Origin of the sequence: Bradyrhizobium sp. (assembly GCF_052389815.1) — a bacterium.
Taxonomy (GTDB): domain Bacteria; phylum Pseudomonadota; class Alphaproteobacteria; order Rhizobiales; family Xanthobacteraceae; genus Bradyrhizobium.
In genome coordinates this window covers 1-11740 of the sequence record NZ_JBQTHN010000185.1, presented here as the reverse complement: position 1 = coordinate 11740, position 11740 = coordinate 1, and the positions used below count along the sequence as shown (strand labels likewise).

Here is an 11740-nt window from a genome sequence, read left to right as displayed (position 1 = left end):
TGATGCGCAAGCTGCTCGACCGCGGCAATGACCGGTTGCTGTTCGCCTCGGTCATCGTGATTGCGGCCAATGCGGGCGGCGCATGGTCGCCGATGGGCGACGTCACGACCACTATGCTGTGGATCGGCGGGCAGATTACAGCACTCGGAATCATCGAAGCATTGTTACCGGCCTCCGTTATCAATCTGCTGGTTCCCCTGCTGGTCGTGAGCGTCGGATTCAGAGGCAAGCCGTTCGCGGGCGCGAGCGGCAGTGCCGAGGCTTCCGATGTCCCCGCGTTCGAACGCAATTTTATGCTCATGCTTGGCCTCGGCCTACTGATCGCGGTCCCCGCTTTCAAGCAAATCACGCACCTGCCACCCTTCATGGGCATCCTGTTCGGGCTCGGCATCCTCTGGTGCGCCGGCGAAATCCTGCACAAGGGCAAGCCGCCGGAGGCGCAGCACAAGCTGACGCTGGCGCATGCGCTGAGCCGGATCGATCTCAGTTCTCTGCTGTTCTTCGTCGGCATCCTGCTGGCGGTGGCGACGCTGGAGCACGCCAAGATATTGCAAGCGCTGGCGGGCTGGCTGGATCGCGTCGTCGGGCGCCAGGATGTCATCGTGCTGCTGCTCGGCCTGTTCAGCTCGATCGTGGACAATGTGCCGCTGGTGGCGGCGTCGATAGGAATGTATCCGCTGCCGCAATATCCGACCGACTCCTTCCTGTGGGAATTCATGGCCTATTGCGCCGGCACCGGCGGCTCGATCCTGATCATCGGGTCGGCCGCGGGTGTGGCCGCCATGGGCATCGAGAAAATCCAGTTCATCTGGTACATGCGCCGCATCGCCTGGCTGGCGCTGCTCGGCTACTTCGCCGGCGCGGCCGTCTATGTCGTGCAGTACGGGATTATGCATTAGTCCGAACAGGTCCGGTATCAGCCGAGTCCGAGCAGGCGGGCAAATCGATTGGCTGGTCTTTACCTCGCCGGCTTCGGGCTTGCCGCGTTCGGCGATGCTGATGAGGACGATCTGGGTGACGGGTTCGATGGTCATCACGAGCAGCCGGCCGAGGAGTTACGATGTTCGACGTTTGTCGCGTGACCGTCCGACGATGTGAGCGAATGGGCCGGGTGCTTCGATGCTCTTTGACTTCGCAGTTGCGGAACGCGAGCCTCAGCCACTGATCTTGCCAGATCATTGAATAATCCCTAACGTTCGATTAGCGTCGGGCCGGCAATAGTACGGAGGCAGGGGCTGCCGTGCCGCAGGGAATTGCGGCCGGCTTCGTTCTGCCGCTACGCCAACATTGCAGCAAACGCCGGCGCCGCCGCGATTGCGGCGTGTGACCGCGTTCTAGAGCTGCCGCCTTTCTTCTTTAGTTGCCAGAGCGAAGTCGCTTCGTCCTGCACCAGATACGCCGAGGTCTCTCCTTGATCGAGCCCATATTTTTTTTCGGAATTCCGATTGACTTCATTCTGTTCGGTCTGACCCTGCTCGGCGTCGCCATATTCCACCATCACACCCTGCCGGTCGCGCTCGGCGGGCTCGTCGCGATCGTCATCTACAAGGTCGCATTCACCGGCTTCAAATTCGGCACGGGCGTTGCCGGCCTCGTCGGTCATATCGGGCATGAGTGGGTCATCCTGGCGAACCTGTTCCTGCTCCTGATGGGTTTTGCGATTCTGTCCCGCCATTTCGAGGAAAGCCGGATTCCGGACGAGATGCCGCAACTGCTGCCGGATGATTGGAAGGGCGGCCTGGTGCTGCTCGTCCTCATCTTCGTCCTGTCGAGCTTCCTCGACAACATCGCCGCGGCGCTGATCGGCGGCACGGTTGCGAGGCACGTCTTCAGGGGCAAGGTACACATCGGCTATCTCGCCGCGATCGTCGCCGCATCGAATGCGGGCGGCTCGGGCAGCGTGGTCGGCGACACCACCACGACGATGATGTGGATCGACGGCGTCAGCCCGCTAAGCGTGGTCGAGGCATATGTGGCGGCGATCGTTGCGATGCTGATTTTTGCCGTGCCGGCGTCGATGCAGCAGCAGCGCTATTCGCCGATCGTGAAAAATCCGCCGTCCGGACTTCGGATCCACTGGGTGCGCGTGTTTATCGTCGCGGCCATCCTCGTCGCCGCGCTCGCGGCGAATGTCACGGCCAATCTGAAATTTCCCGCCCTGCTCGACAAGGTTCCGGTGCTGGGCCTTGCGGTGTGGGCCGTGATCCTCGCGACGGCAGCCCTGCGCGCGCCGGACTGGAAGATCATGCCGGAGACGTTCAAGGGCACGGTCTTCCTGCTGGCGCTGGTGACGGCGGCATCGATGATGCCCGTCGAAAGGCTCCCGGCGGCCTCCTGGCAAACCGCCCTGGGTCTTGGCTTCGTCTCCGCCGTGTTCGACAACATCCCGCTCACCGCACTCGCGCTGAAGCAAGGCGGCTATGACTGGGGCTATCTTGCCTATGCCGTCGGTTTTGGCGGGTCGATGATCTGGTTCGGCTCGTCCGCGGGCGTCGCGCTCTCGAACATGTATCCCGAAGCCAAATCGGTCGGCAGCTGGGTCCGGCACGGCTGGCCGGTGATATTGGGTTATGTCATCGGCTTCTTCGTCATGCTCGCCGTGCTCGGCTGGCATCCCGACAAGCCGCATTAGTGCGGCAGCCGATCGCACAACATTGTCTTGCTGCCGACGCCGACAGTGCAACGCAAGTTCGGGTGACCTTGTATTGGGTATTGGAGTGGCGAAATCTGATCCGGTGACGGATGCCCGGAGGCATGGCTACGAGACTGGATATGTCTGACGGCAATCAGTTCGACATCTTGTCTCCTGAGTTCCACGCGAACCCCTTTCCCACGCTGGATCGCATGCGGGAAGAAGGTCCCGTGGTCTCCTTGAGGTTGCCGATCGTGGGTCGCACCTGGCTTGCGGTGACCCACGCCAGCTGCGCAGAGTTGTTGAAGAACCACGAAGACTTCGCGCGCGATCCTGCCAATGCGGGAAGCAGGACACAGGAGCGGATACTCCGCTTCCTGCCGAGGACGCTCGGGCTGCTGGCAACCAACATGCTCGGCCACGACGATCCCGAGCATCGCCGCCTGAGAGGCCTCGTCGATCAGGCCTTTCAACGGCGCACCATCGCAGCCCTGAAGCCGATGATCGCCGCGACGGCGGATCGGCTGATCGACAGGCTCCAGGCCAGGACAGAGGCAGATCTCATGGCCGAATTCTGCCGGGACCTGCCGCTCTCGGTCATCTGTGCGATGCTGGGCTTGCCGGACAAGGACCATGATCGATTCAAGAGCTGGCTGGGCGGACTGAAGGACACTGCGAACGTCTTCGCGGTCCTGCGCGCCATCCCCGGCGTGATCAGCGTGGTCCGGTATCTGCGGCGCGTCTCGCGGCCGGGTGGCGGCGCGCGGGACGAGGGGCTGATTGCCGCGCTGCGCGATGCCGAGATCGACGGGCAGCAGCTCAGCGAGGACGATCTGGTCTCGATGATCTTCCTGCTGTTCGGGGCAGGACAGGAAACGACGACCCACCTGATCTCGGGCGGGCTGTTCGCGCTGCTGTCCGATGCGGACCAGTTGCGCCGCTTGCGCGGCGATCCGGGTCTGATGCCGATGTGTGTCGAGGAGTGCCTGCGCTACGTCTCGCCCGTGCAGATGACCAAGCCGCGCTTTGCGACCCGCGATCTGTTCTGGCAAGGAAGGCAGTTTCGCCGCGGTGACATGTTTGCGGCATTCCTGGCGGCGGCAAACTGCGATCCGGCCCAGTTCGATCGGCCTCGCACGTTCGATATTGCACGCCATCCGAACCCGCACCTCTCGTTCGGGACCGGCGTGCATTTTTGCCTCGGCTTCCAGCTGGCGCGCGCCGAAGCCTCGATCGGGCTGCAGCGCCTTCTGGATCGCTTTCCCGATCTTCAGCTTGCCGTCAAACCCGAGGAGGTCCGGTGGCACAAGCGCCTCGGCATCCGCGCCCTGGCGCGGTTGCCGGTACGGCTGGCGGCGTAGGCGAGCAGTCCCGATCGCGAGCAGGAATCCCGGTTCGTCCCTGCGTCACCACGACGCTGCGACGATGGTCCTAGTTCCCGGAGCGTTCATGACGTGCGCTGTGCAGCAGGAGATATGTTTCGAATGCAGTGATACCGGAACGGCAGGACAAGTGGACGGGATCGGTCAAACCAGGAACAGGCTTCTCTGCGAGCTGCCGCAGGACGAACTCGCCATGCTGCTGAAGACGGCGGAGATGGTGCAGATTCGGCCCCGTCAGGTGCTTCAGCACTGGCGGCTGCCGTTGGAGCATGTCTATTTCATCGAGCGCGGACTCGTATCAGTTTCGGCGCGAGTCGACGATGATTTCGTCGAGGCCTGGCTGGTGGGTTCCGAAGGTTTCATCGGCGCCCCGCTCGTTCTTGCCGAAGAACAGCAGATCACGACGCATCGCAGGATCGTCCAGATCGGCGGAGAGGCCGCGCGAATCTCGGCCCGCGAGTTTCTGGCGGTTCTTCCCGCATTGCCCGCCACGCGCAGGCTGCTCAAGCGCTATCTTCAGGTGGTCTTGTTCCAGGCATCCCAGTTCGGCGCGTGTAACGCCGTGCACTCGGTCAAGCAAAGGCTTGCCCGCTGGCTTCTGGTAGCGCGGGACGGTCTGGATTGCGACGAGTTGCCCATCACGCAAGAGGTGCTCAGCCAACTGCTTGGCGTAAGGCGCGCGACCGTCTCGGAAGCCGTCGAAACGCTGCAGCGGGAGGAGGTCATCCGTGCATCGCGCGGAATGATCAGCATCACCGATGCCGAGGCGCTGCGACAGGTTTCCTGTGCGTGTCACGATCTGGTGCATCGGGAGTACCTTCGCCAGATCCAGTCGTCATTCGGGAGCAAAGGCGGGACGCCGGATTACCGGGCCTCCGGCTCGGCTTCGCGATAGATCGCGCCGCACCGGCAGCCAAAGCGCGATGAGATTGGGATGAATCGTCATCGCTCTTTAGGTTGTTGTTTGAGCATGGCCTTTTCGGAAAACCGCGTCACACCTTTCCGGATCATGCTCTAGCCCAGCGGTGCGTTCTTCCTGATGATGGCGATCACGATCAGTCCGAACATCACGAGACGCGGAAGAAAATAAATCGGCTCGGCGACGTCGGACAGCTGAACGACGGCGAGTGCGAAGCGTCCGACGGCATCGATTGCGAACGCCGCGGCGAAGAGAAGAAAGAAGCCGTCGTTGGTCCGGCGCCAGAACTTGAGGAAGAACAGCGCGGCCACGAGACCGGCCATCGCGGTGGCGCCGGCGAGCACGGAGACGAGGTTCCCCATCATTCCGCCTCCCAGATCAAGCCGTACAGCAGCACGAGCATCGCCGCCAAGCCGAGGCAGGCCCGAACGACCGACAGGTCCACTTCCGGAAGCACGAGCTTGTCGATCCACAGGGCGAGGTTGTTCAGTGCCAGCCCTGCGAAAGCGACCGAGCTCCACAGCAACAGCCGCGATCGGGTCTTCCGGTAGGCGGCCGCCAGCAGCCACGCGCACAAGCCGCTGGTGACGGCGCAAAGCGTGTAGATGACATCCGCCATCGTCAGCGTTCCTTTCGGAGTTTGAATGCGTCCGAGAAGGCCTGAATGTTCCGGCGCCGGTCGTGAATCAGGTTCGTGATGGCGATCAGCTGATGCGCGTAGGCGTCCGCCAGGGCGTCGATCCTCGGCCGGTCTTCCGGGCGCGGCGCATAGCGGTACAGCCCGCTTTCCAAAGCCAGAAAGCCGTCAGTGCCGAGCTCGGCAAGTGCAGCGATCATTTCCGTTTCCGAAGCGTACAGGCGCTGCGCGAGGGAGCGCGCGTCCCAGCGATCGGTTGGGTGCGCTCGCAAGAACAGCAGGGCCTCGAGATGAGCCACCGAACCGATGTGACGGAGCAGCAAATCCCTGACTTCTTGTGGCAGCGTCTCGCCGGACATACTCGACCCGCAATGCACAGGCCGGCAAACTCGGATATTCGCATCCGCGCTTCAACGATTGCGAGCGCGGTTCTCCCCGTTCCAACGGTCGCAACCTTGTACGGTACCGTACATTGGTTCGGTTCGAGAACGCTTCGCGAGACTTCGCGGCCGAGACGGTACCGAGTTCCGCGCCGCGGATTAGCGCGGAGTTTCAACCACTTTGACCGGCTGCGGCGCGCCTCGCGGCGAACGCAAAGCGCGGAAATGGCCATTGCAGATCGTACGCGATCTGCCGAATCCATTCGGTTGCTTTGAGGCCGCCGTCACGCATAGTGCGTCGGGGGGATTGTCATGGGTGGTTCGGCTGAAGCGATTGGACGTGTTCCGCAGGCATATTGTGCATTCTGTCAGTCAAGGACGCCGCATCGCCACGAGCGATTGGCGGTTCGACGAGTGCAGATTGCGCGACGGGTCTGCCTCGTATGCAACAGGGAACAGGGCCGTGACGAGACAGTCGAGTCTGCCGGGGGGCTCGAGTAATCAATGCCCGGAGACCCATGCCGATTAGATTCAGCGATTTCATCAAGTACGGCATCGTCGCGCTTGCCGTCACGACGGTGCTGGCGCTGTTGCTGGCGCCCTATGCAGGACGCATCGTCGAGCAATGGGCGCGCGCAGACGTCGAAGCGCGCTCGCGCCTGGTGTTCCACGCGGTAGAGCCGCTGATCGATCGAGCCGCCGAGGAGCAGACCTGGTCGGGACTTTCGGCGCTGTTCAGCCGCGTTGCGCTGGACAAGCGAATCCTCGCCGCGGGCTATTGCGACGCTTCCGGCGTTCTGATTGCGGCGAGCCCGGAGATGCCGGCCGGCTTTTCCTGCGAGAAGATCGCACGCGCGGAGGCCGAGAGCTTTTCGAGCATTCGGGTCGAGGCGCGCAGGATTCTGGTTGCGGCGTTCCCCATGGTCGCGAAGACGGGCCGGTCGTACTTCGTCATCCTGACCGATCTCAGCTTCGTCGATGCCAGGTCCGCGCAGGTTCTCGCGTTCCTGCTTTCGGCGTTGGCGGGCGCCACGCTCGTGCTCATCGCGGTCGGCGGCCTGTTCGCGGTGCTGATGCTGCGAAGCTGGATGAATTCGCTGAAGCGGGCGGTCGAGGAAATCCGGCAGGGCGAGACGCCGCGATCCGCCGTGGTGGCGCCCGCGATCGACCGCGAGCTGCGGCGGCTGTTGCGCGAGTCGGAGCTCGTGTCGGTCAGCGGCCAGATCGAATGGAATCCCAAATCGCTGCTCGATCTGCTCAACGCCGCCCTGCCGGGAGCGGAGGTTCTCGTCGTGTCCAACCGCGAGCCCTACATTCACAACAGGTCCGGCGAAGGCGTCGTGGTGCAATCGCCGGCAAGCGGGCTGGTGTCGGCGCTCGAGCCCGTGATGCGCGCCTGCGGCGGCACCTGGATTGCGCATGGCAGCGGCAGCGCCGACCGCGAAACGGTCGACGCCGCCGACAGGGTCCGGGTGCCCGAAGCCTCGCCTGCCTATACGCTTCGCCGCATCTGGATCAGCGAAGAGGAGCAGGACGGCTACTATTACGGCTTTGCCAACGAGGCGCTTTGGCCGCTCTGTCACATCGTGTTCGTGCGGCCGACGCTGCGAAAAGAGGATTGGGAACACTACAAGAGGATCAACCGCCGGTTCGCCGACGCCGTCATCGCGGAGTCGCGAACCGAGGATCCGGTGGTGCTCGTTCAGGATTACCATCTTGCGCTGGTGCCCGGCATGATCCGCGAGAAGCTGCCCAGGGCCACCATCGCGACGTTCTGGCACATCCCCTGGCCGAACGCCGAGACGTTCGGAATCTGTCCCTGGAAAGAGGAGATCATCGAGGGCCTGCTCGGCAGCACGATCGTCGGATTCCATACGCAATTCCACTGCAACAACTTCCTGGAATGCGTCGACCGGTTTCTCGAAAGCCGGATCGACCGGGAAATCCAGGCCGTCAGCCTCGGCGGCCACCAGGCGTTGATACGGCCGTATCCCATCTCGATCGAATGGCCGCCGAGGGCACTGGAGCGCGTGCCGGACGGGCGTCGCTGCCGCGCCGAGGTGCTCGGCCGCTTCGGCCTGCCGCAGGACATCAAGCTCGTGGTCGGCATCGAGCGATTCGACTACACCAAGGGCATCATCGACCGGATGCGGGCGGTCGAAGCGCTGCTCGACCGGGCGCCGGCCTGGAAGGACAGGCTGGTCTTCATCCAGGTGGCCGCGCCGACGCGCAGCAAGCTCGATTCCTACGCGCGCTTGCAGGCGGAGGCGGAAGAGCTCGCCCGCGACATCAATGCGCGGCAAAAGTGCCGTCACGGACCGATCGTGCTCGTCGTCAGCCACTACGAGCAGGAGGAGGTATTCAAGCTGTTCAGGGCCGCCGATGCATGCATCGTTTCCAGCCTGCACGACGGCATGAATCTCGTCGCCAAGGAGTTCGTTGCCGCACGCGCTGACCAGAGCGGCGTATTGGTGCTTTCGAGCTTCACCGGCGCTTCCCGCGAGATGCCGGAGGCCATCATCGTCAATCCGTACGACACGGAAGGTCTCGCGTCGGCGATCGAGCGTGCATTGACCATGCCGCGCGACGAGCAGATCGAGCGGATGAAGCTGATGCGGACGCAGATCAAGGAAAACAACGTCTATCGATGGGCCGCAGGCATCCTGATCGATGCGGCAAGGTGCCGGAAGCGCGACCGGCTGGTGGATTTTTCTTCCGGACGGAAGGGCGCCCGCCCTGCCTCGGCCGGTCCTGGTGCGATCCCGCTAGCGATGAGGCGCGCCACTGCGAAGCGCTGACTTGGGCAGGCCGATCCCGGCTGTCGGGGACCTTGGCCGTCTCCCCTGCGCGGCGCGGTTGCGCCTCCTCCCGTACACTACGGACCGCGATCTTAACGGATGATTTGCTGTTTGGGCGCCATCATGACCTGTAGCGGAGCTGTGTGCACGCTCATCCAACCAGCCGGGGGTCAATCGTGAGGAATTCGTCAACCAAGACAGTCGCATTAACCGTGGCAGCCATGCTCGCCGTCGGCAGCGCCGCCTATGCCGGCGCCGGGGCCAACAAGGACGAGGCCATGGCAATGGTCAAGTCGGCCGTCGCCTTCATCAAGGAGCAGGGCGCCGACAAGGCGTACCCGGAGATCACCAGCAAGGCGAATGCCAAGTTCCGCGACCGCGACCTCTATGTCGTCGTCTACCAGCTCGACGGCAAGGTGCTGGCCCACGGCGCCAACGAGAAGTTCGTCGGCAAGGACCTGATCGACGCGCAGGACGTCGACGGCAAGCTCTACGTCAAGGAGCGCGTCGAGCTCGCCGCCAAGCAGCCGTCGTTCTGGCAGGACTACAAGTTCGTCAATCCCGTGAGCAAGAAGGTCGAGCCCAAGGAGATGTACTGCGAGAAGCTGAACAACACGGCTGTCTGCGCCGGCATCTACAAGCTCTGACGCCCGACAGGCGACATCGTGCGGCGCGCGCCGCTGCGAAGGGTTGATATGCTCTCTCGGATCAAGAACGTTGGCCTTTCGTGGAAGGTCCAACTGGCACCCGCATTCCTGATCATGGTCCTGATCGGGCTCGGCACCTATGCGTTGCAGACGTTGCGGTCGAACCAGGCCGCCGTCGATGCGCTGATGTCGGGTCCGGTCCGGCAGTCGGAAGTCGCGACCGAGCTCACCACGACGGTATGGACGGCGCACGCCAAGCTGTACCGTCTGGCCGCCACGGCGGCCAACGAGAAGGATGAAAAGAAGATCGCGGCCGTCGCCAGGGAGACTGCCGCGGCGGCCGCCAGGATCTCCGACGCGCTGAAGGAAGTCGAGGCCATCAAGGACAAGTTCAGTCCGGAGACCTTCGACAAGCTGAAGGCCGCGGTGACCGGCTATCTCAAGCAGTCGAAGAATGCCATCGAGATGGCAGACGGCGATGCCGGCTCCGCGCTGATCTTCATCAAGGGCGCCGAACGCAACTTCGCCGTCATCGAAAAGCTAACCGACGAGCTGATCACGCGCAGCAGCGAGAGCAAGGACCGCGCGATCGCCCAGGCGGGGATCAAGCTCGAGCAGCAGCAATGGTCGTTGACGCTGGCGCTGCTGATGGTCGCGCTCGCGGGCATCGTCGTCTCGTTCCTGATCGGCCGCAGCATCTCCCGCCCCGTCGTGGCGATGGCGCGTGCGATGCGCGAGCTGGCGGCGGGGAATTTCGAGGTGCAGTTGCCCGGCCTCAACCGCGGCGACGAGGTCGGCCGGATGGCCCACGCGATCCAGGAATTCAAGGTGCAGGCGATCGCCAAGGCCGAGCGCGACACGGCCGAGCGCGAGGAGAAGAACCGCGAAATCGCTGCGGCCCGCCGCGCCGAGCTGCATAACCTCGCCGAGAGTTTCGAGATCACCGTCGGCAACATCGTCGAGAACGTCGGCTCTGCCTCGGCCGAGCTGGAGAATTCCGCCGCCGTCCTCACCAGCAGCAGCAGGTCGGCGCAGGAGCTCTCCACCGTCGTCGCGGCAGCCTCGGAGGAAACCTCCACCAACGTGCAATCGGTCGCCTCCGCCACGGAACAGATGGCGAGCTCCGTGAACGAGATCGGCCGGCAGGTGGAAAACTCGACGCGGATCGCCAACGAGGCCGTCGTCCAGGCGCAGCAGACCGACGCAAGGATCACCGAACTGTCGGAGGCGGCAAACCGCATCGGCGACGTCACCAAGCTGATCACCACGATCGCCGAGCAGACCAACCTCCTGGCGCTCAACGCAACCATCGAAGCCGCCCGGGCCGGCGATGCCGGGCGCGGCTTTGCGGTGGTCGCCCAGGAGGTCAAGGCGCTTGCCACGCAGACCGCCAGGGCAACCAGCGAAATCGCCAGCCAGATCGCCAGCATGCAGGCGGCAACCCAGGACTCGGTGCTCGCCATCAAGGAGATCAGCGGCACCATCGGCAAAGTGTCCGAGATCGCCTCGGCGATTGCCGCCGCCGTCGAGGAGCAGGGGGCCGCGACGCAGGAGATCGCCCGCAACGTGCAGCAGGCTGCCGTCGGCTCGACGCAGGTCGCAACCAGCATTGCCGACGTCAACCGCGGCGCCGGCGAGATCGGCTCCGCCTCGTCGCAGGTTCTGGCCTCCGCGCAGTTGCTCTCCGACGAAAACCGGCGCCTCAAGACCGAGGTCGGCCGCTTCCTCGCCACGGTGCGCGCGGGCTAGCGCGATCGCGCGCGGGCCCCGTTCAGCGACGCTCCGGAGCGGGCGCCGAACCCGGCACCTCGATCTTCGGCGGCGGCTCGCTCGGGGTTACCGTCGCGCCGGCTTCCCTGGCGGTGTGGAAGGTGGTGCCTGGCGCAGCAGCCTTTCGCTCGGCGCCCATCCGGTCATACCAAACGACAAGGACTCCGACCGCCGCCAGGGCGATTGCGGAGGTTACCAGCACAGGCCAGTGGAGATGTTCAGTGCGGTGCTTCCATCGACGCATGCACAACAAGACCCATCGGGCCAGCGAGGTTCCACGGGGCGACGTCGCGCCGCGGCCACGAACGGAGGCTCGCCGCCGTCCGATTGCCTTGGTGCCCCTTGCCTTGCAGCCGTAACGCGTTACATTATCGTAACGCGTTACGTTGGGAAGAGATCCATGACGGCACCGGCCGAACGGATGAAGACGATGCGGCAGCGCCGGCGGGCCCGGGGTTTGCGCGAGTTGCGCCTGGTCGTGGCGGATCCCCGATCGCGCGCCGTCCGGCGCCGGGTTGCAAAGCAGGTCGCGGGCCTCGATCCGGGTCACGAACGCGACGCGCTTGGATGGATCG

The 11740-nt window shown here is 64.1% G+C and carries 12 protein-coding genes; 8 read left to right on the top strand and 4 right to left on the bottom strand.

Annotation, left to right across the window (positions count from 1 at the left end; genetic code table 11):
• The 5 genes from ACT4OC_RS26660 to ACT4OC_RS26640 all read left to right on the top strand — a co-directional run.
• The coding region (locus tag ACT4OC_RS26660; protein ID WP_444842034.1) for an SLC13 family permease at positions 1-899 on the top strand (899 nt) is incomplete at its 5' end.
• A gap of 48 nt (positions 900-947) precedes the next feature.
• Positions 948-1082 carry a hypothetical protein gene (locus ACT4OC_RS26655; RefSeq protein WP_444842033.1) on the top strand — a complete coding sequence of 45 codons (135 nt, stop codon included), beginning with the start codon at positions 948-950 and terminating at the stop codon, positions 1080-1082.
• A gap of 332 nt (positions 1083-1414) precedes the next feature.
• The gene (locus ACT4OC_RS26650) at positions 1415-2632 is read left to right on the top strand and encodes a citrate transporter (RefSeq protein WP_444842036.1); all 1218 of its coding nucleotides are present in this window, start codon (positions 1415-1417) and stop codon (positions 2630-2632) included.
• A gap of 140 nt (positions 2633-2772) precedes the next feature.
• A complete protein-coding gene (locus tag ACT4OC_RS26645) occupies positions 2773-3993 on the top strand; it encodes a cytochrome P450 family protein (protein WP_444842032.1) in 1221 nt (406 codons plus the stop codon).
• 88 nt (positions 3994-4081) lie between these two features.
• Positions 4082-4909, top strand: a complete 828-nt coding sequence (locus ACT4OC_RS26640; RefSeq protein ID WP_444842031.1) for a Crp/Fnr family transcriptional regulator — start codon at positions 4082-4084, stop codon at positions 4907-4909.
• A 119-nt stretch (positions 4910-5028) separates the two neighbouring features.
• On the opposite strand, the gene ACT4OC_RS26635 is transcribed toward ACT4OC_RS26640, so the two are convergent.
• The 3 genes from ACT4OC_RS26635 to ACT4OC_RS26625 are packed head-to-tail and all read right to left on the bottom strand — an operon-like array spanning position 5029 to position 5929.
• On the bottom strand, positions 5029-5298 hold the full coding sequence (locus ACT4OC_RS26635; protein WP_444842030.1) for a DUF5985 family protein: 270 nt from the start codon (positions 5296-5298) through the stop codon (positions 5029-5031).
• On the bottom strand, positions 5295-5552 hold the full coding sequence (locus ACT4OC_RS26630; RefSeq protein ID WP_444842029.1) for a DUF5985 family protein: 258 nt from the start codon (positions 5550-5552) through the stop codon (positions 5295-5297). Before ACT4OC_RS26630 ends, ACT4OC_RS26635 begins: the two co-directional genes overlap by 4 nt.
• A gap of 2 nt (positions 5553-5554) precedes the next feature.
• Positions 5555-5929, bottom strand: coding sequence for a hypothetical protein (locus ACT4OC_RS26625; protein WP_444842028.1), 375 nt, complete (start codon positions 5927-5929; stop codon positions 5555-5557).
• A 539-nt stretch (positions 5930-6468) separates the two neighbouring features.
• On the opposite strand from ACT4OC_RS26625, the gene ACT4OC_RS26620 reads away from it, so the two are divergent.
• The 3 genes from ACT4OC_RS26620 (at position 6469) to ACT4OC_RS26610 (ending at position 11144) form a co-directional block, all read left to right on the top strand.
• A complete protein-coding gene (locus ACT4OC_RS26620) occupies positions 6469-8748 on the top strand; it encodes an alpha,alpha-trehalose-phosphate synthase (UDP-forming) (RefSeq protein WP_444842027.1) in 2280 nt (759 codons plus the stop codon).
• A gap of 221 nt (positions 8749-8969) precedes the next feature.
• A complete protein-coding gene (locus ACT4OC_RS26615) occupies positions 8970-9395 on the top strand; it encodes a cache domain-containing protein (protein WP_444842035.1) in 426 nt (141 codons plus the stop codon).
• A gap of 48 nt (positions 9396-9443) precedes the next feature.
• Positions 9444-11144 carry a methyl-accepting chemotaxis protein gene (locus tag ACT4OC_RS26610; protein WP_444842026.1) on the top strand — a complete coding sequence of 567 codons (1701 nt, stop codon included), beginning with the start codon at positions 9444-9446 and terminating at the stop codon, positions 11142-11144.
• 22 nt (positions 11145-11166) lie between these two features.
• On the opposite strand, the gene ACT4OC_RS26605 is transcribed toward ACT4OC_RS26610, so the two are convergent.
• The gene (locus tag ACT4OC_RS26605; protein ID WP_444842025.1) at positions 11167-11304 is read right to left on the bottom strand and encodes a hypothetical protein; all 138 of its coding nucleotides are present in this window, start codon (positions 11302-11304) and stop codon (positions 11167-11169) included.
• Between the last annotated feature and the right edge of the window lie 436 nt (positions 11305-11740).

Bases quoted from the DNA above. Each gene is read 5' to 3' on its own strand.
- ACT4OC_RS26640 (WP_444842031.1), top strand. From the start codon at position 4,082: ATGACGTGCGCTGTGCAGCAGGAGATATGTTTCGAATGCAGTGATACC.
- ACT4OC_RS26615 (WP_444842035.1), top strand. From the start codon at position 8,970: ATGCTCGCCGTCGGCAGCGCCGCCTATGCCGGCGCCGGGGCCAACAAG.
- ACT4OC_RS26610 (WP_444842026.1), top strand. From the start codon at position 9,444: ATGCTCTCTCGGATCAAGAACGTTGGCCTTTCGTGGAAGGTCCAACTG.
- ACT4OC_RS26635 (WP_444842030.1), bottom strand. From the start codon at position 5,298: ATGATGGGGAACCTCGTCTCCGTGCTCGCCGGCGCCACCGCGATGGCC.
- ACT4OC_RS26605 (WP_444842025.1), bottom strand. From the start codon at position 11,304: ATGGGCGCCGAGCGAAAGGCTGCTGCGCCAGGCACCACCTTCCACACC.
- ACT4OC_RS26625 (WP_444842028.1), bottom strand. From the start codon at position 5,929: ATGTCCGGCGAGACGCTGCCACAAGAAGTCAGGGATTTGCTGCTCCGT.
- ACT4OC_RS26620 (WP_444842027.1), top strand. From the start codon at position 6,469: ATGCCGATTAGATTCAGCGATTTCATCAAGTACGGCATCGTCGCGCTT.
- ACT4OC_RS26630 (WP_444842029.1), bottom strand. From the start codon at position 5,552: ATGGCGGATGTCATCTACACGCTTTGCGCCGTCACCAGCGGCTTGTGC.
- ACT4OC_RS26645 (WP_444842032.1), top strand. From the start codon at position 2,773: ATGTCTGACGGCAATCAGTTCGACATCTTGTCTCCTGAGTTCCACGCG.